Source organism: Anabaena lutea FACHB-196 (assembly GCF_014698305.1).
Classification (GTDB): Bacteria; Cyanobacteriota; Cyanobacteriia; order Cyanobacteriales; family Nostocaceae; genus Anabaena; species Anabaena lutea.
Genome location: NZ_JACJST010000015.1, coordinates 113,088 through 137,292 on the forward strand (window position 1 = coordinate 113,088; position 24,205 = coordinate 137,292).

The window sequence follows — 24,205 nt, forward strand, 5'->3', positions numbered from 1 at the left end:
AGAAAACATGAGGTTACATAGAAATGCTGTAGTATTGACCAATTCACTTGATAATATTGTCGGTTTTTTGACTTGGCGATTTTAAATAGAGAAAGATTATATAACACAACGAACCCATAACTGAACAGTTCGTGGAATCCTCATACTAACTTAGTATTTAAGATTTCATCTTTATAAAAACTTTAAGAAAATACTCGTACAGTTGAAGACAAATGCACCTTAATCCCATAAAATGTGATTAATAATTGCCAAACACCGTTGATTTAATGGGCAATTAAGCTAAATCTTCCCAAAAAAAATCTTGAGAATATAAAGCCAGTCAGAAAAATTGATTTAACTAAACAGATAATTATTGGATATCTAGAAGTGCATAGCCTTAAAACCGTCGTCGAAAATTTGAGAAAACATGGATAGTGAACAACGCCGACGCTATCAGACCGCTATGGTATCAACTTCTTGCTCTGAAACTGGTTTCGTGGATAAGCTTACCATGGGAGATGGAATTGAGCTATGGCAATGCCCTCCGCAGGCATCGCACAGATCTGACATTCTTGCGTCGCTCCATAGCGGAAAAGTTTTTATAGTTAATAGTCGCAGACGGAATGGGTTAATAGTCTTTAAAGGCTACCATGCAGAGTTCGCTGGGCCGGGAGCAGTAGTAGGTGGGGATTATGATAAAGATTGCCAATGTGTACTACCTATCGGCAATCTGTCGTTGTTAACTCCTGAATCTCATGAAGATCGTCAAAAAGCTTACTTGATTAGGCGACAATGGATTCGCTTGATTAAACAAATTACGGAAAACTCAGTTTCTGGAGAACGAGTCCAAAAAATTATTGATCAATTTGAACAATATTTTCCGCCAGAAGTAGTTGCTGATCTACCAGATGTGGCATTTGCTATGTTAGTAGGTGTGCTGCCGCAAACGGTGGCAATAGTGCGTCGTTTGGGCAGTGATGGAGACGGCTATTTTAATTAAGAATAGTTAACCCAGATCTGCTAAAGCAGTTTGTAATCGGTTGAGGGTATGAGTGTTTTCTGTGGGTGTTCCTACAGTAATTCGTAATCCTCCAGGAAGTAATCTGACAAGAGTTCCTTGATTTCTGAGTGTTTGGTGGAGACGAGTTAAAGCAGTAGCTGCTGGGTGAGAAGGATTTGGTTTAAGACGTAGGTAAATAAAGTTAGTATCGCTGGCTGTAATTTCTAATGCTGGATGTGGGGATAAAGCGGTGATGAGTTTACTGCGTTCACTGAGGGTTTGGGGAATTGACTCCAGCAAAATTTGACGATTTTGTAAAGCAACTAAAGCAGAAGCAAGGGAAAAACTGGGGAGATTGTAGGGGAGACGGACTTTTTCTAAAATAGCGATCGCATCTGGATTGCCTACACAATAGCCAACTCGCATGGCTGCTAACCGGAAAGCTTTGGAAAAAGTCCGCAGCACTACCCAATTCGGACGTTGTACTAATTCCCCAACTAAGGTAGTTTGGCTAAATTCAAAGTAAGCTTCATCAATAACTACTAAAATTTTCTCTGGTAGACTTTTTAACCATGCTAATTCAGCCGCAGTTAAGCAATTGGCGGTAGGGGAATTGGGATGAACGACGAAAACTGCCCGAATGGGGGGATTTTGAGTGGCTTCAAGGGCTGATTGTGCTGCTTTTAAGTCTATTTCAAAATTGCTTTCATTTCTATCCACCGTTACCACAGGAATGCCCAGGGTTTGCGCCAAAATCGCATACATGGAAAAAGTGGGGTTGGCGACTAAAATCGAGCCTTCTGAGCCTAAACAGGTGGCAATCAATAAAGAACGGATGAGTTCATCGGAACCATTACCGACGGAAATATTAGCAGCGGTGATCACAGAGGATGGAAGATGAGCCGATTCATTGACATATTCGGCGATCGCATCTTTGAGTGTCTCATGTCCACCATCAGGGTAACGATTGCTTTCAATTACTTGTTGAAAAGTCCATGCCAGCTTTTCTTTAATCTCCACTGGTAAATCATAAGGACTTTCATTGGTATCAAGCCGGTCAAATTCTATGGCGACTGCTTCGGCTGTATCGCTGCTGGGGTGGGGTTTATAGGCAGTAAATTGGGCTAAATCTGAACGAATGAAGGGAAGCATAATGGGTAATTGGTGATTGGTAATTGGTAATTGGTAATTGGTAATTGGTAATTGGTGATTGGTGATTGGTAATTGGTAATTGGTAATTGGTAATTGGTAATTGGTAATTGGTAATTGGTAATTGGTAATTGGTAATTGGTAAAAAGTATTACCCAGTCTCTATTTCCTAATCTCCAATCCCTAGGTGACAAAATGAGTGAATCGCTTGCCAAATTTCGGTGCTGACGTTTCCCAAAGCGTGATCGCTATCGAGTTCTACTAATTTTACCCAAGGACGGGAATTCGCAAATTCACGACTAGCGGTAATGGGAATAACTTCATCTTGTTTACCGTGCAGAATCAATGTGGGAATCGGGCGTTGGAGATTTTTTTCTAAATATTGGGCAGCATCTGTGACAAAATTGTAACTTAGAGGTAATTCTCGTCCTTCCCCATAGTGATGTACTAAGAGATATTGTTCTTGTTGCCAACGTTTTAAAGCTTTTTCTCCTAACTTGGGCAACCAATGGGATAAAAACCCAAAAGCTGGTGCTAATAAAACTAAGCGTTGCACTTGTGGGTATTTTTCCCCTAAATGAGCAGATGTCAAACCACCTAAACTGGAACCAATCAGGGTTACAGGTGCAGAATTACTGAATTCAGCAGCGACTTGATTTAGCTGACGAGTGATTGTTAAATGGGAAAAATCGTCGGCATTTAAATCGGGAATTTTCAGCTTGATGTGAAGTTGGGTAAAGCGATCGCTGATATCCTGTGCTTTAGTAGATTTAGGGCTGGAAGCAAAGCCGTGAAGATAAATAAAAGAATTTAACATTTGACATTCAACACTTCTGGCTAATGACTAATCCAATCACTCCAACTCCCAGCATAAAGTTTACCTGTAGAAATTCCAGCTATTTCTAAAGACAGTAAATTTACACAAGCAGTAACACCGGAGCCACAATAAACTAAAATTTCCTTAGCTGTTTCCAGCTGTTCCCACCTTTGACGCTGTGCTGACTGGGGAAGTAAACAGCCATTTGCGTCGGTGACTTCTTGCCAAGGATAGTTGACAGCACCGGGAATATGACCGGCAATTTTATCAATTGGTTCTCGTTCGCCTCGATAGCGATCGCTCTCCCTTGAATCTACCAAAACTACATCTGGACGATCTTTGCGATTTTTTACATAAGTATAATCTACAACTTTTTGCCCTTGTAATTGCGGGACAAATGTCCCCATTCCAGATTCTGGAATCACTTCAGAAACGGGATAACCAGCTTTTTGCCAACTAGCAAACCCACCATCTAAAACGGCTACTTGCTCATGTCCTAAATACCGTAATAACCACCATAAACGAGACGCAAACGCAAACCGAGAATCATCATAGGCGACTACCAGAGTTTTTTGGTAATTAACTCCGATTTTCGCTAATTTATCAGCTAAATCATTGATATTAGGTAAAGGATGTCTTCCTCCATGTTCTGCCACAGGACTAGATAAATCTTGATTTAAATCTAAATAATAAGCTCCTGCTATGTGACTTTCTTGATATTGCTTTTTTCCCAGTTGCGAATCAGCCAGAGAAAAGCGACAATCGACAATTACAACTTGTGAATTGTTAAGATGTTCAAATAGCCATTTGGGAGAGATAACAAATTGGTTATTAGTCATTAGTTAGTTTTATATAAAAATGTCAGATTCAGATAATTTTACACTTCAACAAACACAAGATGGTTCTTTTACCTTCTTTTCCGAAGAATTTGAGGAAGCTTTTCACAGCCATTATGGAGCCAGACAAGAAAGTTATTTGAAGTTTGCACTTCCTACTCAAGTGCAGAAAGCAGCCAGAAATGGAATAGTCAGGATTTTAGATGTTTGTTATGGTCTAGGATACAACACAGCCGCAGCGTTACAAGTAATTTGGGAAGCAAATCCCATTTGTTCTGTCGAAGTCATTGGTTTAGAACTAAATCCCGCAGTCCCCAAAGCAGCCCTTAACCAGCATATATTTGATGATTGGGAATACGATTATACACAAATATTGACTGAACTTGCTTTTAATTATCAAGTCCAAACCAATCGCTTGAAAGCAAAGTTACTAATAGGCGATGCTAGAAACTCGATTGTAGAGGTACATAAGTCAGGTTTTCAAGCTGATGCTATTTTTCTCGATCCCTTTTCACCACCGCAATGTCCACAATTATGGACTGTGGAATTTATACAAAAAGTCGCCTTGTGTTTACATCAAAATGGCTTACTAGCGACTTATTCCTGTTCTGCGGCTGTACGCACTGCACTTTTAGCAGCAGGCTTAGTTATAGGTTCTACCACACCCATAGGAAGGCGTACACCTGGTACTATAGCAGCATATCAAGTAGAGGAAGCGAGCCGAGAAGTGGACTTTTCTTCCCTGCTCCCTGCTCCCTGCTCCCCTGGTTCTTTTATTCCCCCGATTTCAGAAGAAGAAAAAGAACATTTACAAACTCGTGCGGCTATTCCTTACCGTGATCCCGAATTGAGGGATGCTGCGGAAGTTATAATCATGCGACGACAACAAGAACAACAAGCCTCTATTTTAGAAACTACATCTCAATGGAAAAAAAGGTGGAGTTAACTGATATGATTTGAGCTTGAATATCAAAATCCTAAAAGTATTCATCAAAAGTATTCATCATGGGAATTTACTGATACTTAATTATGGTTGTTGTAGCAATTCTCGCGGCAGGAAAAGGCACAAGAATGAAATCAAACCTGCCTAAAGTTTTACATTCTTTAGGTGGAAAATCTTTAGTTGAACGCGTTATTGAAAGCGTCGAACCCCTTTCACCTTCACGGAAGTTAGTGATTGTTGGGTATCAATCTCCAGAAGTGAAAGCTGCAATGGCGGAAATTCCTGGTTTGGAGTTTGTGGAACAGACTTTACAATTAGGTACAGGTCATGCTATCCAACAATTACTTCCCCATTTGGAAGGTTATACTGGGGATTTGCTGATTTTGAATGGTGATGTACCTTTGTTGCGTACAGAAACTCTGAAAAACCTGTTACAAACCCACCAAGAAAATCATAATTCCTGTACTATTCTCTCTGCACAGTTATCAAATCCCCAAGGTTACGGAAGGGTTTTTTGTGATAGTGACGATGTTGTGCAGAAAATGGTTGAAGATAAAGATTGCACTCCTAAGCAAAGAGAAAATAACCGTGTTAATGCTGGTATTTACTGTTTCCGTTGGCCAGATTTAGCAAAGTTTTTGCCTCATTTAGCAGCAAATAATGCCCAGAAAGAATATTATCTCACAGATGCCGTTACTGAAGTAGGAAAAGTGATGGCTGTAGATGTGAAAGACTACCAAGAAATTTTAGGAATTAATGACAGATTACAATTAGCCACAGCTAACGATATTTTGCAAAGACGCATTAAGGAAAAATGGCTTTTGGCTGGTGTGACGCTAATTGATCCTGCAAGTATTACCATTGATGAAACAGTGGAATTACAACCAGATGTGATTATTGAACCGCAAACGCACCTGCGCGGTAAAACTGTGATTCAGTCCGGTAGTCGCATTGGCCCTGGTAGTTTAATTGAAAATAGCGAATTGGGTCAAAATGTCACTGTCCAGTATTCTGTAGTCACAGATAGCGTTGTGCAAGCAGAAACTCGCATTGGTCCCTATGCTCATTTGCGCGGTCATACTGAAGTAGGTGCTGGTTGTCGAATTGGTAACTTTGTCGAGTTGAAGAATACCCAATTAGGCGATCGCACTAATGTAGCTCATTTATCCTATTTAGGCGATACTACAACCGGAACTCAGGTAAATATTGGTGCGGGGACAATTACCGCCAACTACGACGGAGTAAAGAAACATAGAACTAAAATAGGCGATCGCACCAAAACCGGTTCTAATAGTGTGTTAGTTGCACCCATTACAGTGGGTAATGATGTTTATATTGCCGCAGGTTCAACGGTAACAGAAGATGTCGAAAACGATGCTTTAGTAATTGCGAGAAGTCGTCAGGTAGTTAAACCAGGTTGGCGGAAAAAAACCGAATAATTCGTAATTCGTAATTCGTAATTCGTAATTAAGAAGGTACAAGATTCCACTAATTGCAATTACGAATTATTTTGATAAGTAGGAAGGCACAAAAAAAACAGAAGTATGTAACGAAAAGTAAATTTAGCTCAAACTCTCTTCCCTTCTGCCTTCTGCCCTCTGCCTCCTGCCTTGTCATAACGATAAATTTTGCCACCTAACTACTTATTCTTGGAGAAAAGTTTCGTGCAGAGGCACAGAGGGGCAAAGACGCAAAAGAAGAAGTGCATTTTCCCACCTCAAAAAACCTCAGCGAACCTCTGCGCTAACCTCCGCGTCCCTCCGCGTTTAAAAAAATCCTCCTCAACAATAACCGATCAACTCGCCATCATTCCATTCCAAAGTATCGCCAATAGTGTCACCATTATGGAAAGCAGCAAGTAAGATTTCGCTAGTTTTACCCCATGATATAGCTCCAGTGGCATCAAGAGCGATCGCACCCAAATCCCGTGCATTCTTACTAGCTTCGGTAAATGAGCGCCACATAGCCTCTTGCAAAGACATTCCATCACTAACACGGATGACAATCTTCGCTGCTAAACACTCATCAATAATATCTTCGCCAATACCAGTACAACTGACACCTGCATAACTTGTAGCATAATTACCAGCAGGCATAGCAGAATCACTGACTCGCCCAATGCGCTCAAAGCCTTTACCACCTGTGGAAGTACCAGCCGCTAATTTGCCATAGCCATCTAAAGCCACTACACCAATTGTACCTCGTCCCGCATTACAGCTTTCTGCTAGTTCTGGTTCAGCGACTACCCCAGCCATCGTGCTTTTAAAGTTATCTTGGCGTTCTTGTATCCATTCTTGCAAGCGTAAATCAGTTAAACCATTGTAGGTAGGAACTTGCAACTCCCGCGATAACTCCAATGAACCGTGATCAGACAAAACCCGATCTGGGGAGGTTTGTAAAAATTGTGCCAACTCAATCGGGTTTTTTACCCGTGAAACATTAATTACACCACTAAAACGCCCTGATGTACCATCCATCAGCGAAGCACTCATGCGAATTTGCCCATCAGATTGGAGTACCGAACCAGTACCAGCATTAAAACGGGGATTATCTTCCAACATTTGGCAACCGCGCACCACGGCTTCAGAGGCTGTAGCACCTGCTAAGAGCAGAGAATAGACCTCTTCGATGACAGTATAGAGCGATCGCCTTACAGCCTCCAATCCTCCCTTCCCTTGCAGAGAACTACCAGCCCCACCATGAATAATTAATTTAGGTTTTACTTGTAAAGTCATTTAATTGCGTTTGTCTAGTTTTAACTTTGATTCGTTTCATTTTTAGCCTGAGAACGACGACGACGGCAACGTTCAGAGCAATATTTCACTTCGTCCCAACAATCTTCCCATTTTTTGCGCCAACTAAAGGGACGTTGACAGACTACACAAATTTTTTCAGGCAGATTAGATTTAGCAATATTACGTCCCATATTTAGAGTTTGTTGTGAAAGGAAGAGAAGAGGAGACGCGGAGAGGGGGAGACACGGGGATCTGACAAGGGTAGGTTTTTAATATTATCTGTTAAGGCAGGACTAGGAAGACAAGGAGGGAAAGTAGACAAGGAAGATTTTCTCCGCACAATGGTCTTTTTATTACTAAGAGAATATAATTTTGTACGGTTTTCCTCCCTTGTCCACTGTCCTTCCTTGTCCCCCAAGTCTTGCCCTCACGACAATGTAAAATACCTACCCTTGTGAGGACACGGGGATGGGGGGACGCGGTGACGCGGAGAAATAATTATCTACTGCACCCTGCCTTCTGACTCCTGACTCCTGACTCCTGACTCCTGCTATATTACTCAATACTACTACTGAGTAAGTGGCGAAGTATTTCCTACGGTATTTCCCTCAGAATTGCTAGGTGCTAAAGGCAAAACTAAGCGACTAACTACTCGATGATCTGGTAATTGATATATTTGCAATTCTCCTCCCAACTGCTGGATTAGGTTTTTGCAAATTAGCAGATGCAAACCAGGTGGTTGGTTGAGGTAGGCAGAAGCAAGTATATTCTTGTGTCCATTATGACTTAACTCTGCTAATAGATGTGGATCAATGATGCCATGATCTGTAATTGACAGTTCCAGCGATCGCTCATCTAACTGGTTACACCAGATATCAACTCTTTCACCAATGGGAGACCGTTTACAGGCAGCCAATAACAACTCGTAGACAACAAATTCTATTTTGACAATATCGCCGGATGTAGCCAATGGAGATGGATTTGATGCAGTGATTAACTCTCCAGATAATGAAGAGCTTTTGGGTGATGTAACTCGCTCAGTTGGTTGTGCCAAACCATGTACACCTATCCACATCTGTTGTTGTTTAACTAAATGATCTACTCGTTCAATTGCGCGCTTCAATAAACTGTAAATTGACATTGTTTCCCAACTCATGTGCAACTGCCATTGCTCCTGTTTAATCACTCCGCTCATAGAGTTGGTGATATAGTCTAACTGCCGTAGTAGGAGCTTGTAACGCATTTGCGTCAGTTCATTAGCTGGAATACCTAAATCATGAATCTGAGTCAGCACCTGAGCCGTCATTCTATGGATTTCTTCTAAACGTCGATGTTTGTACCAGTTGAGTTCTCGTAATCCTTCACTATTGGACTCTAAACCTTGGATGATTTGCTGTTGACTTTGCCACCAAGCTAATTGAGAAACAAGCGTTGCGGTAACACTGAGATTAATATCCGACCAAGTTTGTTCTCCATAATTTGCCAGCAATACTATACCTATGGGTTGAGAATCAGCAGTACTACGTAATGCCATCACCCAAACTTGACCCCGATCAGGGAGAGTCAACCATTGCCTGGTTGCTGGTGGTAAATCATAGGCTTTGAAAATCACGTAACTATTATGTGCCAGTGCCAACTCAATGAGAACATCTCTCTCGATGGAAATAGGAACATTTTCAACAATCCCAAACTGATTATTAGTCATTACCCCTGGGATAATTGTTGCCCATTCCTGACTAGGAGACCAGGATAGAATGACAGCCAGTGGACATTCCAAAACAGTTGCTATGTGTTTTAGGGCAGTTGTCTCAATAGTCCCACTTTCAGCTTCTATGAGGATGCTAGGGTATTGTTTGAATATCTGGGAAATTTTTTCCTGTTGTTGAGTAATTATATTTAACTGCCAATTACGAACTATGACACCTATTTGCTGGCTGAATAACCACAGCAATTCTTTTTCTTGAGTTGTCCACGAGCGATGAGTTTCGTGAGTAATCAGCAACAGTATTTGCGGCGTATGACCTTGAATACAGCTGGAAATCAAAAGCGATCGCACACCATTCTCTAGTAACTGGGAACGCCAGCCAAACATGGGCAAATCTGCGTCTAAGTTTTCAATCTCTAGTGCTTGCGTTGCATTTTGCAACATCTGAAAATCTATGTCTGGGAGAGCGCTAAGTGAAAATCTCCAAGCTCGGCGATTCTTGACTGCACTTTGGTAAAGAACTTGATAACTATTTTGGTTGGGTTGGTACTGTAAAAGTAAAAACTGTGTTGCCCCTAGTCGCTCTATAATGCTTTTGGCGCAAGGGTATAAAATTTCTGGTAGATCTTGTTCTTTATAAATAGCTTGGGTAATTTGTTTAGTCAGTTGGTTGTCTTGTTGAATTTGTCTGATGGTGCTTTCCATGCTGTCGGTGGGAACAACTAAGGAGAGTAACCCAGCCGCACCTTGGACAAAATTTTTGTCTGCTTGAGTCCAAACTCGCAGTTCAGTACTTTCCACCGCCAGAAAGCCTAGTAGGTCTTTTTGCAAGATAATCGGCGCGGCTAAGAGCGATCGCACCCCCAAGCGTTGCAGCAGTTTACTCTGCACATTGCTGTTGAGAGAACTGCTTGATTCACTCATGCACACTACTTCATTAACTGCCAAATTGAAATAAACATCACCCAACTCCTGTACTGTTATCCCTGCGGTGGCTGGCTGAGTGCTTAAATTACGACCCATGCTCACCAGCTGACTGCTCATGCGACACCAGAAGTAATGTCTTTCTCGTTCAAACCAGTAAATATTTGTCCGTGAGGGAGAAACACATTTATGAGTCCCATCGACTACTGTTTCTAGCTTTTTATTAAAATGGCTAAGGGAGCGTACATTTTCCAGCAGTTTTAATAATTGCTCGCTAGGACTTGGGGTTTGCTCTAGTTGCCAAGTTTTTTCCTTGTAATTAAGCATTACTCCCAGTTCACCTAAAACTATCAACAGTCTTGCTCTGGCTTCTCCCCTCAGTAAATACCCCCATCGCACTGAACCAATTAACACCAAACCTAAGCATTTGTCTTTATGGCGAATTGGTAAAATAATTGTTCCTTGGATATTGTATTTTATAGCTACTTCTTGCCATTCGGGGACGCGGACTTCCTGTTGTAAATTAGCTATGCCTACAGGACGCAATTCCGTTACTGCTGACTCTAATAAATGTCCTGGATTTAATAAAACTGATCTTTGTAAATAACTTGTGTCACCATCAGGCGTAATACCACCTTTACCATACAACGTTTTATTTGCCTGATTATAAACAGCAATCCAAATCAATTGGTAGTCAAACTGTTCTTGAATATAAGTAATGGTAGTTTTGATGAGAACGTCAACATTATCCTCTTCTCTGAGTTTCTGGAGAACTTGGAACAACAACAGGATTTGTTGTTCGGCTGATAGAGGTTGATTTGGCTGCCCCATCTGATCATCTGTTGACATGAGTTGTAGTATTATATTTATGATGTCCAGAGAAAAATTTCGATTAATCTGGCATTTGTTAATAATTGGTAGATGTTAACCTAGTTTGGATATTTATCAAGCAGTAATTAATCCTTTTTTATTCACTTTGGTCAAAACAGATCCAGAGTGGTTACACCAGCAAACTATTCGTACTTTTAGCTGGCTGTCACAAGCAAGCTACAATCCTGCTGTTAGCTGGTTAAATAGCAGTCTACGAAGGTCTTTGTGCCTAGATAATACAAGTTTAGAACAAAATCTGTTTGGGCTAAATTTCCCTAACCCTGTAGGTTTGTCCGCTGGTTTTGATAAGGATGGACTAGCGGCGGGAATCTGGTCTAGTCTTGGTTTTGGCTTTGCTGAACTGGGTACTGTCACATATCATGCACAACCAGGAAATCCACCTCCCCGTTTGTTTCGCTTACCATTAGATAAAGCTGCTCTCAACCGCATGGGCTTTAATAACTCTGGTGCGGCAGCAATGGCAGCTAGATTGGCATCGAGTCACCAAGAATTAACTCGCTCAGTACCTATAGGCATAAATTTAGGTAAATCTAAGATAACACCCTTAGAACTAGCAGCACAGGATTATCTGGAGAGCTTTCGCTTACTTAAAGATTTGGGTGATTATTTTGTGGTTAATGTGTCTTCTCCCAATACACCGGGATTGCGATCGCTCCAAGATGCTGCCATGCTCAGTCAAATATTGAATGTATTACAAACAGAAAATAATTCACAAAAGCCAGTTTTGGTGAAGATAGCACCAGATTTAGAATGGGATGCGATCGCTGATATTATTTCCCTCGCTAAAACCTACAAATTAGCCGGGATTATTGCCACCAACACTACAATTAGCCGTGAAGGACTAAAAACTTCAGTAATTGATCAAACTGGTAAATCCCCCCAAGAAGAAGCAGGGGGAATTAGCGGAGCGCCATTGCGGCAACGTTCTACAGAAGTAATACGCTTTATTTACCAACAAACCCAAGGAGAAATCCCCATCATTGGCGTAGGTGGCATCTTTACCGCCGACGATGCTTGGGAAAAAATCACAGCCGGAGCTTGCCTCATCCAAGTTTATACAGGCTGGATTTATGAAGGACCAATGATGGTACGCCGCATCCTCACCGGGTTGTTAACCAAATTAGAAGAAAACGGCTTCACCTCCATCAGTCAAGCGATAGGCATTGGTAATAGGTGATTGGGGATAATCAAATTACCTGTTCCCTGCACCCTGCAAGAAAGCCCCCTGCCTCTTATTCTTCCACAGGGAAAAACTCCTTAGACTTACGAGAATAAGACCAAGCAATTCCATCAGGATCACGGCTGCGACTCCATTCTGGAAAATCAGGGTCATTACGCCGTTTATAAACCGTACTGGAATAAACACTTAGTCTTTTAGCTAGTTCAGATTGAATAAGTGAACCAAAAACTAACTGTTCTTCCAGAGGTTTTTTAACTTCCTCATGGCTAGTTTCGGGTAATGATTCGGTTTCGGTTTGTATTTCCTCTTCCTGGGAAATTATTTCCGGTGGTGCTAAAAAAGAACGAGCAACATTAGTCACCGGTCGAGATGGAAGTTTTTCTACTGGCTCACTACTATCAAGGATATCGCCCAGAATACTGGCAGTTATGAAGTAGTAAGACGGACTCTCCTTTTCAGAGTCCAATATACTAGCGCCAAATTCTTTAGATTTACTATCTAAATAGCGTTTTGCCACCGTCCCAGAAAAATCACCCTTGATTGCCAAATCCATCGGTGTAATTTTTCCCTGGTTTTCCCGAATTAACTGATAAAAAAGCGGGTTAACTTGATCACACCACTTTTCCCATTTATATTGCTGCCAAAGGTTTAAGGCTATCAGTAGCCCTAAGATTAGCAGTAAAATTCTCCAGGTATTGACCAAGAAAACAATCAAAAACGATATCGGCAAAATTAGAACGAGAAAACTTTTCCCGTAATTTTCTATGGTTTTTTCACTCATGCTGATTTTTGCCAAGTGAATTTTTACAAAATAATATTTATATCTTGGCAAAAATTTGGACATTTGTTTGTATTTTTTGGCAAAAATATCAGCCATTATTCGGCAAAAGCCACTGACATAGGGAAAAAGTGACCAGTGACACCAAGAAAAGATTTTTTTCTATCCCCTTGACAACCAGAAATTTGCATACTACAGTAATACTACAAGCGACATTCCCAAAGGAGTTAGCTTTCACCGTAGCGGATAGCTCAAACGTCAGAGCGCCCACCTTGCCTTTTTAGGCCGACCTATCGAGGGTTATTGTAATCACATTAAATACCCTTGATTAAAATCCCGGAGATGCAGACCAAATTTCTGCTCCGCTACACCCAAAACGATTTGATATTTTGATTTTTTACGTGCGGGAATAGCTCAGTTGGTAGAGCAGTGAACGGGGTAAAACCCATATTCCTTGGTTGACAAACTTGCCTGAAAAGGCCGACTAACTGAGGGTTATCGTTAATTCATTGGTCGCAGGTTCAAATCCTGCTTCTCGCGCCAAAACTCTTACTTTTGATTTTTTTATGTGGTGGGTAGCCAAGTGGTAAGGCATTTCATTTTATATCCTTATTCACAACCTTGCCTGCAAAGGCCGATGAATTGAGGGTTATCGAGACATTCGCAGGTTCAAATCCTGCTCCACCACCCAAAACAATTTTAGATTTTGAATTTTTCTGTAGTGGGTGGCGAAATTGGTAAACGCACCAGAGTAAATCCTTAATTTACTTTCCTTGCCTAAACAGGCCGATTAATTGAGGGTTATCGGGTTCTGGCGATGAAAATCTTGTAGGTTCAATTCCTACCCCACTACACCAAACCTCTATTCAATCTAAAATCCAAAATTCATCATGTGGCAGGTAGTTCAGCGGCCTAGAACACCTAAAACATCCTTTTTCATACCTTGCCTGAAAAGGCCGACGAATGAGGGTTATCGCCTTCCACGCGGGAGATCGCAGGTTCAAATCCTGCCCTGCCACCTTCCACTTTGTGGAATCTCAAAATTGCCTGAAAAGGCCGAGGAAAGAAGCAATGAATTACAACTTCTTTACTAAAAAGAAAACAGCTACACCTCAAAATCAGCCTATTCCCGGACGGGAAAAAGAGATGATCAAAGGGCGTAGTGGCGGCTATATGTTTGATGCTGGTATTTGGAAAATGCTGCGTCGGTGTCTGTTAATAGGCACAGCAAAAAGCACGTACTACGCTGGTAAACAGGAATTAACAGAAGATTTTGCTAAGGTTGTCACCCAAGCCGTTGCGGAAAATCCTGGACGGGTAGCCGAAGAAATTATCTATGCTAGTGATGGCCGCGCAATAAATAACAGTGCGCCTATTCTCGCTTTGGTATTGCTATCAATGGGTGAAACACCAGAAGCGAAAAAAGCATTCGGTGAAATTTTCCCCCAAATTGTTCGCACAGGTAGCCATTTTTATGAATGGTTGAACTACACCAAATCTCTGCGGGGTTTTGGTAAAGTTATCCGCGAAGCTGGTAAAACTTGGCTATCAAGGGAAGATGTCAAAAGTTTGGCTTATCAACTTTTGAAATATCAACAACGTCAAGGTTTTACTCACCGGGATGCTTTGCGGTTGTTTCACGTTAACCCACCTACAGAAAATCACCGTCAATTATTTGAGTGGGTTGTCAAAGGTTGGGAAGAATTACCAGCAGATATTCCCTCAGATGCTTTAGCGCAGATTTGGTGGTATGAATGGCTGAAACGCAACCCTAGCGAAACTCACACAGCTATTTCTCAAGGACGCTTAACCCATGAAATGGCTGCACCTGTGGGCAAAATGGACAAGCAAGCTTGGAATTTGCTCTTTCAAGAAATGCCTATCGGGGCAATGTTGCGGAATTTGGGTTCTTTGACTCAGTTGGATGTATTGCGGGCTGATGAAACCGCTAATTTACAGCGTGTGGAAGCAGTTCTGAATAACCAAGAACATCTGCGAAAAGGTCGAATTCATCCCATTGATGTTTTGAAAGCACTCAAAACCTATCAGTCTGGAGGTAGTTTAGGACGTAGCCAAAAAACTTGGAAACCTGTTTCCCGGATTGTGGACATTTTGGAAAAAGCGGTTGAACTGTCTTTTGAGGTGGTAGAACCGACTGGTAAAGTGTTTATGCACGCCGTAGACATTTCTGGTTCTATGAGTAGTTGGGTTGCAGATATGGGTTTGAGTTGCTGTGAAATCGCCACGACAATGGCGTTAGTGACAGCAAAAGCCGAGAAAAACTATGAAATTCGCGGTTTTTCTACTCAGTTTAAAGATTTAGAAATTACTGCAAAGGATAGTTTTAGTTCTGCGGTTCGCAAAGCTAGTAACCAGAATTTTGGCGGAACTGATGCGAGTGTAGCTTATGACTGGATGATTAAGAATAAGTTTAAGGCTGATGTTGTCTGCTTTTGGACTGACTCGGAAAGCTGGGCGGGTAATAAACATCCTAGTCAAGCTTTGCAGGAATACCGGAAAAAGGTTAATCCTGATGTGAAGGCGGTTTATGTGACTTTAACACCTTACCGTATTTCTTTAGTAGATCCTCAAGATCCTTTATCTTGGGATTTAGCAGGTTTTGATCCGAGTATTCCGCGCATCATCCAGATGTTAGCTAATGACGAATTATAAAGTTGTGCTGTAGATTGTCTGATAAGGGATAAATATAATTTTATCCTTTGTCTTTCTTGGCGGGTTTCCCTTGTTCGCAACTTGCCTTTTAGGCCGATGAATTTAGGGTTATCGGATAACGTCTCCACCATATTCGGGGATTAGCGGGTATGCCTCCGGCACGCTCCGCGAACAAATCCCGCACCCGCCATTTTTAAGGATTTTGTCTCACGCAGAGGCGCAGAGTCGCTGAGATTAAAGTGAGAATTGATTAGTTAATTACTATCTTTGGTCAACTTAAATCCACAGATTTTTTTAAATTTTTTAAATTTTTCAAATATTTATACTTAAGCTAATCAACAAGATTTTTATATTTACTTATGTGCTACAAAATAAAGTAGAGAGTTTTTGAGTTTCAGGAGCAGCCATGTACGTGCTAGTTGGTGGAGCAGGCTTAGTAGGGCTTTCTTTGGCTCAAAAATTGGTAGAACTAGGGCATACTGTGGCCATCATTGATATTGATCCTACTGCGTGCCGTTATGCCCGTGAACAAGTAGGAGCGATGGCTTTTGAAGGCAGTGCTGTGAGTACAGAAGTTTTGTTAGAAGCGGGGATTCGTAAAGCCGATGCCTTGGCAGCTGTCCTCAGAAGTGATGCCTTAAATCTAGCAATGGTAACTCTTGCTAAACACTACGGTGCTGCCCATATTCTGTCTCGGCTGCGCCATTCTGATTTTGCTGAACCACTGCGTTTGGCAGGAGCTAATCATGTGATTAGTACTGTTGAACTATCAGTTGCAACGATGGTAAATGCCATTGAATATCCCCAGGTAGAATCAATGATGCATTTTGAGCAGGGGCAGATTGAGGTTTTAAAACTTTCTATTCCCAACAGTTGCTATGTAGCCAATCGTAGCGTTGCTGAAATTGCTCAAGATTCTAAGTTTCCCACTGGCTCTCTAATTATTGCCTATCAACCTCACCCCCACGAAGATTTGATGATTCCCAATGGTAGTACAGTACTAGAACCTGGTTCGACTGTATTGATTGTGACTAAGCCAGGAGCTTTACATCAAGTTATTGATTTTATCGAAGGCTGTAAATAGTTTTAATGAAACCGCATCCATATTTTTATTTAGCAATTGCTGTTATTGTTCTGACTTCTTGTAAATCAAGGGAGATTTCACCAAAGTCACAATCCAATACTAGTGGGTCTACCACATCTCAAAAAATAGTGACACTGGATAAAAATTTCCAGGCAGCAATGAGTCAAATCATTTATGTTCCAGTCTATTCCCATATCTATCATTACAATGGCCAAGCAATTTTTAATTTAGCGGTGACGCTGAGTATTCGTAATACAGATTTGACAAATCCAATCATCATTACTTCTGTGCGCTACTATGACTCAGATGGAAAATTAATTAAGAAGTATTTGGAGCATCCTATTCAACTTGATGCACTAGCATCAAGTGATTTTTTCGTAAATAAAAACGACATCAGTGGAGGTTTAGGGGCAAATTTTATTGTAGAGTGGGTAGCCAAAACAGAGATTTCTGAGCCTGTAGTAGAAGCAGTCATGATTGGTACTGATTTTCAGCAAGGAATTTCTTTTGTCAGTCCTGGTAAAGTCATTAAAAGTCAAAATAACTATAAAGGTTCATTGTCGAAATAGGTATCTTGAAAAGCGCTCAATCATCATCAAGTTGGAGGAGTTGTTCATCAATAGATTGTATCCGTCCGCTTACAGTTACTTCTGAAAGAATTCGCTTACGCAGTGCTTCGTTAAGGACTCCTTTTTCTGCTAACAGCAAACGGCGACGAATAGCATCCAATTTGCTTAGATCACTACTCTTGTCATCAGACTTGTCAAAACGGCGATTATAGTAGTCTCGCAGAGCCTTTTCTGCTTTAGCCACTCGTACCTGATAAGCCGAACGCATTTCTTCATAGACGGATTTTGGTAATACCCCTGACTTCAACAAGCTATCTAATTCATCCTGTGCTGCTTTACCTGTCATTAGTTGAGCTTGCAATTCTTCAACCTGCTGCTGAGTCTCGGAAAATTTAGATAATTTTAAGCGTTTTACTAGCCAAGGCAAGCTTAAACCCTGTCCTACTAATGACACCAGTACGCTGCCAAAGACTAAAGCAATGAGAACTTCTCGTCCCGGCAGCGTACTAGGTAAGCTCAATGCCAGAGCCATAGAAAGTGAACCCTTGATGTTGCCTAAAAAGAGTAAATGTTGCCAGCGCAGAGGAATGGGGCGGTCAAACCAACGAACTGCGGTCAGTAGTGGATAGACAGTAAGAATTCTTCCGACTTGATAAGCCAAAACAGCAAGTAGAATTGCAGGTAAAGTCGTCCAGAGTGTGATTAGGTTTATTTCTACACCAATCAGCAGAAAAATAAAGGTGTTGACAGTAAAACTGGCATATTCCCAGAAACTAAACAAGGTAATACGACTGGAAGCAGTAGTATTGCCAGACAGTCCAAAATTTCCAAAAATTAATCCAGCTATAACAACAGCTACAGCGCCTGATACACCCAGAAATTGACCAACCTGAAAAGTTCCTAATGCAAGTGCGACAGTCAGTAACAGACTGCTAAGGGGATCATCTAAACGGGTGAATATAGGTATGCTCAAGTAGCCTAAGACTAAACCTACAAGGCAGCCCCCGACAGAGATAAATAGTAGTTGTTGGATTCCTTCTAATAAGGTCAGTGAACCTGTTGAATATACTTGCAAAATCAGGTTGAATGAAACTAAAGCCGCAGCATCGTTGAATAGGGTTTCTCCTTCAACAATGCTAGAAAGCCGGGAGGGTACTGGTATGTCCTTAAAGACGGCAATCATGGAAACTGTATCAGTGTTTGCTAGAATTACCCCTACAAATAGAGCAGGTATCCAAGTTAGTCCCAGCCCAAATTTCAACAGGACGGCAATAATAATACTGGAAAGTACAGCCCCTGGGCCTGCCAGAAGGGCAATTGGTTTAAATGTACTGCGTAGACGGCTGATATCGGTATTAATACCAGCGTCAAAGATGAGAATTGGCAGGAAAAGATTCAAAACCAAGGAAGGATCTAAACCTATGGGACGAGATAATAGCTCAGTGATTGGCAAACCTGCCAAGACTAAGCCCGTGACATAAGGGACTCCCAACCGACGGGATACCAAAGCTACACCAGTGGCAACTAGCAGGAGAATAATGGAAATCTTGACTAATTCGGTAATATTCACTATGGATACTGAAAATTTATGTGAATGTCATTGAAAAACGTTATACATTTCTTCACAAAACTCCTGTCCAAGGTGTGGTGGGAGAGTCGGCATCAAATAAAGATAAATGATCTGTGGAATAATCTGTATTAAAACCAATTTTACCATCTTCAGAAATTGGCAATTTATCCAGTTCCTCTAAAACTTCTAATGCAGATTGATATCGTTCTTGATAATTATCTAATACCATTTTATTGATAATTGCTGCTAAAGGCTGACTAACTTTAGCTTGATCAATCCATTTTACTTTGCCATCAATATCTCTTACTAACTCATGGGGAAAAATACCAGTCAAGGCTTTAATTCCAATCATGCCAATGGCGTAAATATCGCTATTATATTGAGGATGACCGAAACATTGTTCACTAGGTGCATAACCTTTAGTACCAATACCAATAGTCAAGGCTGTTGAATCAAGACTTTCTGTGATATGGGTGCTGACTTCTTTCACCGCCCCAAAGTCTATTAATACTAGTTTCCAATCTGAGTGTCGGCGGATAATATTTTTAGGTTTGATATCTCGATGAATTACGCCATTGGCATGGACAAATTTTAATATGTGCAACAAGTCTTTTAAAATTGCAATCACTAAACTTTCAGCGATACATTTACTTGATAGTAATTCCTGATTTAATGGATGTCCAATTATATAATCTTGCACTAAATAAAATTCTTGATCTTCTTCAAAATATGCTAAAAGCTGAGGAATTTGATTGTGTGTTCCTAGTCTTGCCAGGGTTTTTGCTTCTGAACTAAATAAACGCCTAGCAAGTGCTAAAGTCTCGGCTTTAGTTGTAGCTGGTTTTAGATGTTTGACTACACATTGGGGGTTGTCAGAACGCTGTATATCTTCTGCAATATAGGTTTCACTAAATCCACCTGCACCCAGAACTTTAATAAGTTTGTAGCGTCCGGCAAGTATTTTAGCATTCAATGTTAAATCCCTTTGCTGAATTAAGTTTTGTAGGTGCAGAAGTGTTAACTGATAGTCTCCTGAATAACTGGAGAAAGTTTGCAGTTATGAGAAATTAATAATAATTTTTTTTGTTGATTTTTCTCTTAGTTTGGAAAAACTTTTCTGGCTGTAAATAATTGTTCCAGTTTTCTGAGTTAAATACATAAGTATGTGGGATTAATTAAAAATCAGACTTTTCTGGTAAGATTATCTCCTACGTAGGTGAAGCCTAGCGTAGGCATAGGCAGGGGATATGCTTTTAATCTACCCTTGCTTAGTAGGGAAGGGATTGGGGGTGAGGTCAATATATTCACATCTTGCACCTTATCAATAAGGGTGCGATGGGCATTGCCCACCCTACGAAATTATAAGGGTTATAGACTTTTATTTTCGAGGTAAAGATAATAGTGCAAGATATGAGTATATACAGCAGATTGCAGATCAATGAGGTACAGAATCAAAATTGAAACCTAGACACATTCGCCAGTTTTACTCCTGAACCGGAGGTCTGCGTAGCGTCTCCTGAACCGATAGCGCAGCGTGGCGTAAGCCATAGGTCTGCGAAGCGTCTCCTGACTCCTGCTGTATGTTTAATTCAGCCATTATACTTACTATGAAGGAATTATCTCAAATGTCTGCCCATTTCCCCAAAAGTCAATGCGATCGCATTTTGGTTAAAGATACTTGACTGTCGCTGTGACTAATACGGCTTCTTCAACGGCTATACTCCCATATTTTTGTGACATCTCCTGAAATTAGTGATTATTAACCTCACCATAGCTACTTGATGTATCCATAACTATATCTAAAGCTACCGAACGCACACTCGCTTTCATCAACTTGGTGATCATCTGGGTATAAGCTGGACATCTATAAGGTAAAGATTCTAATAGCAACATTTTGAAATAAAACTTCAAGAAAAATATTATACATTTGTGAAGTATGCTTTAATTATTACTAAATTTACATGAGTACAGTTACACTAAAATATTCCCTATACAAATACGGCTCAACTATTTGTCTGACTGGATGCCTCTGTGTGATTGTTGCACAGATATGAACTAGACTAACTTCACTTTTCTTTGCAATTGATGACTGCCAGATTCTACCTACTCTAGTACTCAACTGAACCACTTGGGCAGCAGGAGAAAAAGAAAGTTTGCTCCTCCTATCACTAACCCGTATAATTTGGTTTGGCAGTGTGTAGGCAAAAGATGCCAGGTAAACAAGCTTGAACTCAGCCACCCTCCCAGGGAACCTTATTCACCGCTTAAATATTGATACTTACCAGGAAATAATCCCTACGGTTAATGAGAAAATATATTGATGGGGATCAGCCTAGATCCTATCCCAGTCCCTATGCTATACCTCTTTAGGAGTAAACTTGATTGATATCCAGATCCCAATGGTGTTAAGGAGTCAATTTTATTGGTAGATTTTGATCACAGGGTATCTTTGAAAGAGTTGGAGGTTAAACAGGTTTAGTTATAAGTCTCACAAATTTAATGTTTTAGCCAATTTTCTGCTTTGACAGAGGTAAGATAAAAGCTATACATGAAAACTACCTTTTATAGATATTAGCGACTTTGTCAATTAAGAATTGCTATAATCTATTCTTCCATCTTACATTCTTATCTATTATTTAGGTGTAAATTTCTATGGGTTCTCCAATGAATCGTCTATCTATTTTTGTAGATGGAAACAATATGTTCTATGCTCAACAAAAAAATGGCTGGTTTTTTGACCCGCGACGAGTGTTAGAATACTTCAAAAACGAGCAGTCAGAAACGACATTGATTAATGCTTTCTGGTACACTGGCTTAAAAGATCCACAAGATCAACGTGGTTTTCGAGATGCGCTAATTAGTTTGGGATATACAGTACGCACTAAAATTCTCAAAGAATATTACGATGATGTCTCTGGTCGTTACTCGCAAAAAGCGAATTTAGATATTGAAATTGTTGTAGATATGTTTAATACAGTAGATCAGTACGACAGAGTTGTCTTATTCAGCGGCGATGGTGATTTTGAAAGAGCGATAGAACTATTACGCTCAAAGAACACGCACATAACAGTAGTATCAACAGAAGGAATGATAGCGAGGGAATTGCGTAATGCTACGGATAGGTATATAGACTTGAACGATATTAGAGACCAAATAGAAAAAACGGAAGGTTAGTAAAGTTAACAATTATTTACAAAACCAAGAGTTAAAAAATAAAGTTCAAGGTATTTTAAGCCCACAATCACAACTAAACAACCTAAAAGCAATGAGAAATCAAGCAGACAGAATTATCATCTTTGATACGACACTGCGAGATGGAGAACAGTGTCCAGGAGCGACTTTAAATATAGACGAAAAGCTGATTATTGCCAAGCAATTAGCGCGTCTGGGAGTGGATATTATTGAAGCTGGTTTTGCCTTTGCTAGTCCTGGAGATTTTGAAGCAGTTAAGAAAATTGCTCAAATTGTAGGGACAGAAGATGGCCCTGTAATTTGTAGTTTGGCTAGGGCAATTAAAGCAGATATTGAAGCGGCAGCAGAAGCATTAAAACCAGCAGTTCACGGCAGAATTCACACCTTTATTTCTACTTCTGATATTCACTTAGAGTATCAGCTGCGAAAGTCAAGGGCAGAAGTGTTAGCGATCGCAGAAGAAATGGTAGCCTATGCCAAGTCCTTCATGGATGATGTCGAATTTTCGCCAATGGATGCGGCTCGTTCTGATCCACAATTCCTTTATCAAGTATTAGAGAGAGCGATCGCAGCTGGTGCAACAACAGTTAACATTCCTGACACCGTAGGTTACACCACACCCAGCGAATTTGGGGACATGATTAAAGGCATTACCGAAAACGTCCCCAACATCGACCAAGCTATTATTTCCGTTCATGGCCATAACGACTTAGGTTTAGCAGTTGCTAACTTCTTAGAAGCAGTCAAAAACGGCGCAAGACAGTTAGAATGTACCATCAATGGTATAGGTGAACGCGCAGGAAATGCCGCTTTAGAAGAATTGGTTATGGCACTGCACGTCCGCAGACAATATTTTAACCCCTTCTTAGGACGCTCAGAAGATTCCGAAGCACCCCTAACGAATATCGACACCAAACAAATTTACAAAACTTCACGTCTTGTTTCCAACTTGACAGGAATGTTGGTGCAACCAAATAAAGCCATAGTTGGTGCAAATGCCTTTGCACATGAATCTGGTATTCATCAAGATGGGGTGTTGAAAAACAAGCTCACCTATGAGATTATGGATGCCCAATTGATTGGTTTAACAGACAATCAAATCGTTTTGGGTAAACATTCTGGTAGAAATGCCTTTGGTACTCGCTTGAAAGAATTAGGTTTTGAACTATCAGAAACCGAGTTAAATAAAGCCTTCGTGAGATTTAAAGACGTAGCGGATAAGAAGAAAGACATCTCAGATTGGGATTTAGAAGCGATCGTTAACGATGAAATCCAACAATCACCCGCTTTATTCCAGGTAGAATTAGTACAGGTTTCCTGCGGTAGCAACGCCAAACCCACCGCTACAGTCACTCTCCGCACCCCCAACGGTGAAGAATTAACCGATGCTGCCATAGGTACAGGACCAGTAGATGCAGTTTATAAAGCCATCAATCGGGTAGTAAATGTACCGAATGAGTTGATAGAGTTTTCTGTGCAATCAGTCACAGGTGGAATTGATGCTCTTGGGGAAGTGACAATTCGCTTAAAATATGACTCTAAAGTGTATTCAGGTCATGCAGCCAACACCGACATCATTGTGGCATCGGCTCAAGCTTACGTGAATGCACTTAATAGATTGTATGGAGCTTTACAACAGCAAGCAAAAGAAGAAGTAACAGCCTAGTAGGGTGGGTTAGGTGCGGTGAGATATTTGATGTTAACAGATTGCCTTAATTCGCACCGTAACCCACCTTGATCAATTCCAGAGCATGAGTTAATACTTCTTGTTTGTCAACCATAGCTGCTAATTCTTCAGCTTCATAACGTCCCTCAAACGCTTCTAACGACGCTCTTTTCAGTGCTACTTGATATCCTTCTTGAAAAATTTCCATTAATTCTGTTTGGTTCAAGTAAACACCACCAGATTTGCGGCGTTTGTTAATTTTATTAATTTCCCGCACTGCATTTTCAATAGATATTTCCCAAGAACGGGTAGAACGTTTTTCAGCTTTTTGTTCAATTAAATGAATGAGGAGAATTACGCCATAACTATCAATTTTATTGATTTTATCACTTAGGCTCATTTCTTCTAATTCACAGGGTAAGCTCATCTAATTTGGTATAGTATGAACTTGACAAAAGAAACAAGATAAGCAGCAGGAAGCAGAGAAAAATTTTACTTGACATGACAGCAAAAG

The 24,205-nt window shown here is 40.7% G+C and carries 20 protein-coding genes, 4 tRNA genes and 1 pseudogene; 13 read left to right on the forward strand and 12 right to left on the reverse strand.

Annotated features, from left to right (window positions below):
• The first annotated feature begins 406 nt into the window (after window positions 1–406).
• Window positions 407–979 carry a hypothetical protein gene (locus H6G59_RS16945; protein ID WP_190716410.1) on the forward strand — a complete coding sequence of 191 codons (573 nt, stop codon included), beginning with the start codon at window positions 407–409 and terminating at the stop codon, window positions 977–979.
• Window positions 980–985: 6 nt separating this feature from the next.
• Here the strand turns inward: H6G59_RS16945 and H6G59_RS16950 are convergent, their stop codons facing one another.
• Genes H6G59_RS16950 through H6G59_RS16960 form a run of 4 tightly spaced genes read right to left on the reverse strand, consistent with a single transcriptional unit; the run spans window position 986 to window position 3,784 of the window.
• Window positions 986–2,131 (reverse strand): histidinol-phosphate transaminase, encoded by a 1,146-nt coding sequence (locus H6G59_RS16950; RefSeq protein WP_190716412.1) that lies wholly within the window; start codon window positions 2,129–2,131, stop codon window positions 986–988.
• On the reverse strand, window positions 2,085–2,267 hold the full coding sequence (locus H6G59_RS27740; protein ID WP_339327969.1) for a hypothetical protein: 183 nt from the start codon (window positions 2,265–2,267) through the stop codon (window positions 2,085–2,087). The genes H6G59_RS16950 and H6G59_RS27740 overlap by 47 nt, the downstream gene beginning before the upstream one ends.
• Before the next feature lie 30 nt (window positions 2,268–2,297).
• A complete protein-coding gene (locus tag H6G59_RS16955) occupies window positions 2,298–2,945 on the reverse strand; it encodes a YqiA/YcfP family alpha/beta fold hydrolase (RefSeq protein WP_190716414.1) in 648 nt (215 codons plus the stop codon).
• Between the two features lie 20 nt (window positions 2,946–2,965).
• The gene (locus H6G59_RS16960; protein ID WP_190716416.1) at window positions 2,966–3,784 is read right to left on the reverse strand and encodes a sulfurtransferase; all 819 of its coding nucleotides are present in this window, start codon (window positions 3,782–3,784) and stop codon (window positions 2,966–2,968) included.
• Window positions 3,785–3,803: 19 nt separating this feature from the next.
• On the opposite strand from H6G59_RS16960, the gene H6G59_RS16965 reads away from it, so the two are divergent.
• On the forward strand, window positions 3,804–4,727 hold the full coding sequence (locus H6G59_RS16965) for a tRNA (5-methylaminomethyl-2-thiouridine)(34)-methyltransferase MnmD (protein ID WP_190716418.1): 924 nt from the start codon (window positions 3,804–3,806) through the stop codon (window positions 4,725–4,727).
• Between the two features lie 83 nt (window positions 4,728–4,810).
• Window positions 4,811–6,163 (forward strand): bifunctional UDP-N-acetylglucosamine diphosphorylase/glucosamine-1-phosphate N-acetyltransferase GlmU, encoded by a 1,353-nt coding sequence (glmU, locus tag H6G59_RS16970; RefSeq protein ID WP_190716420.1) that lies wholly within the window; start codon window positions 4,811–4,813, stop codon window positions 6,161–6,163.
• A gap of 342 nt (window positions 6,164–6,505) precedes the next feature.
• Here glmU and H6G59_RS16975 read toward each other — a convergent pair whose 3' ends face one another.
• From H6G59_RS16975 to H6G59_RS16985, 3 genes are all read right to left on the reverse strand, one after another.
• Window positions 6,506–7,459, reverse strand: a complete 954-nt coding sequence (locus tag H6G59_RS16975) for an isoaspartyl peptidase/L-asparaginase (RefSeq protein WP_190716423.1) — start codon at window positions 7,457–7,459, stop codon at window positions 6,506–6,508.
• Between the two features lie 20 nt (window positions 7,460–7,479).
• Window positions 7,480–7,650 (reverse strand): DUF2256 domain-containing protein, encoded by a 171-nt coding sequence (locus tag H6G59_RS16980; protein ID WP_083389648.1) that lies wholly within the window; start codon window positions 7,648–7,650, stop codon window positions 7,480–7,482.
• Window positions 7,651–8,027: 377 nt separating this feature from the next.
• Window positions 8,028–10,937, reverse strand: a complete 2,910-nt coding sequence (locus H6G59_RS16985) for a sensor histidine kinase (protein WP_242038903.1) — start codon at window positions 10,935–10,937, stop codon at window positions 8,028–8,030.
• Between the two features lie 85 nt (window positions 10,938–11,022).
• On the opposite strand from H6G59_RS16985, the gene H6G59_RS16990 reads away from it, so the two are divergent.
• Window positions 11,023–12,156, forward strand: a complete 1,134-nt coding sequence (locus H6G59_RS16990) for a quinone-dependent dihydroorotate dehydrogenase (protein ID WP_190716424.1) — start codon at window positions 11,023–11,025, stop codon at window positions 12,154–12,156.
• Window positions 12,157–12,211: 55 nt separating this feature from the next.
• Here H6G59_RS16990 and H6G59_RS16995 read toward each other — a convergent pair whose 3' ends face one another.
• The gene (locus tag H6G59_RS16995; RefSeq protein WP_190716426.1) at window positions 12,212–12,940 is read right to left on the reverse strand and encodes a hypothetical protein; all 729 of its coding nucleotides are present in this window, start codon (window positions 12,938–12,940) and stop codon (window positions 12,212–12,214) included.
• Window positions 12,941–13,340: 400 nt separating this feature from the next.
• Here H6G59_RS16995 and H6G59_RS17000 point away from each other — a divergent pair.
• The 7 genes from H6G59_RS17000 (at window position 13,341) to H6G59_RS17030 (ending at window position 17,263) form a co-directional block, all read left to right on the forward strand.
• Window positions 13,341–13,480: transfer RNA gene (locus H6G59_RS17000), tRNA-OTHER, on the forward strand.
• Window positions 13,481–13,506: 26 nt separating this feature from the next.
• Window positions 13,507–13,628, forward strand: a tRNA-OTHER gene (locus H6G59_RS17005).
• A 27-nt stretch (window positions 13,629–13,655) separates the two neighbouring features.
• Window positions 13,656–13,794 (forward strand) — tRNA-OTHER (locus tag H6G59_RS17010).
• A 36-nt stretch (window positions 13,795–13,830) separates the two neighbouring features.
• Window positions 13,831–13,956, forward strand: a tRNA-OTHER gene (locus H6G59_RS17015).
• 52 nt (window positions 13,957–14,008) lie between these two features.
• A complete protein-coding gene (locus tag H6G59_RS17020; RefSeq protein ID WP_190716428.1) occupies window positions 14,009–15,610 on the forward strand; it encodes a TROVE domain-containing protein in 1,602 nt (533 codons plus the stop codon).
• 406 nt (window positions 15,611–16,016) lie between these two features.
• Window positions 16,017–16,694 carry a potassium channel family protein gene (locus H6G59_RS17025; RefSeq protein ID WP_190716430.1) on the forward strand — a complete coding sequence of 226 codons (678 nt, stop codon included), beginning with the start codon at window positions 16,017–16,019 and terminating at the stop codon, window positions 16,692–16,694.
• Window positions 16,695–16,699: 5 nt separating this feature from the next.
• A complete protein-coding gene (locus H6G59_RS17030; protein ID WP_190716433.1) occupies window positions 16,700–17,263 on the forward strand; it encodes a DUF3124 domain-containing protein in 564 nt (187 codons plus the stop codon).
• Between the two features lie 16 nt (window positions 17,264–17,279).
• Here H6G59_RS17030 and H6G59_RS17035 read toward each other — a convergent pair whose 3' ends face one another.
• The 3 genes and pseudogenes from H6G59_RS17035 to H6G59_RS17045 all read right to left on the reverse strand — a co-directional run bounded on the left by H6G59_RS17035 (window position 17,280) and on the right by H6G59_RS17045 (window position 20,726).
• Window positions 17,280–18,833, reverse strand: coding sequence for a cation:proton antiporter domain-containing protein (locus H6G59_RS17035; protein ID WP_190716435.1), 1,554 nt, complete (start codon window positions 18,831–18,833; stop codon window positions 17,280–17,282).
• A 52-nt stretch (window positions 18,834–18,885) separates the two neighbouring features.
• Window positions 18,886–19,922: pseudogene (locus H6G59_RS17040) on the reverse strand (protein kinase domain-containing protein); the annotation flags it as partial.
• A gap of 660 nt (window positions 19,923–20,582) precedes the next feature.
• Window positions 20,583–20,726, reverse strand: a complete 144-nt coding sequence (locus H6G59_RS17045; RefSeq protein ID WP_190716436.1) for a hypothetical protein — start codon at window positions 20,724–20,726, stop codon at window positions 20,583–20,585.
• A 759-nt stretch (window positions 20,727–21,485) separates the two neighbouring features.
• Between H6G59_RS17045 and H6G59_RS17050 the strand changes: the two genes are divergently transcribed.
• Window positions 21,486–22,007: a LabA-like NYN domain-containing protein gene (locus tag H6G59_RS17050; RefSeq protein ID WP_016951503.1), complete on the forward strand. Its 522-nt coding sequence runs from the start codon at window positions 21,486–21,488 to the stop codon at window positions 22,005–22,007.
• Window positions 22,008–22,098: 91 nt separating this feature from the next.
• Complete coding sequence (locus H6G59_RS17055; protein WP_190716438.1) at window positions 22,099–23,691, forward strand: 2-isopropylmalate synthase; 1,593 nt, start codon at window positions 22,099–22,101, stop codon at window positions 23,689–23,691.
• Window positions 23,692–23,737: 46 nt separating this feature from the next.
• Here H6G59_RS17055 and H6G59_RS17060 read toward each other — a convergent pair whose 3' ends face one another.
• On the reverse strand, window positions 23,738–24,118 hold the full coding sequence (locus H6G59_RS17060) for a DUF29 family protein (protein ID WP_199332059.1): 381 nt from the start codon (window positions 24,116–24,118) through the stop codon (window positions 23,738–23,740).
• Window positions 24,119–24,205 lie beyond the last annotated feature (87 nt).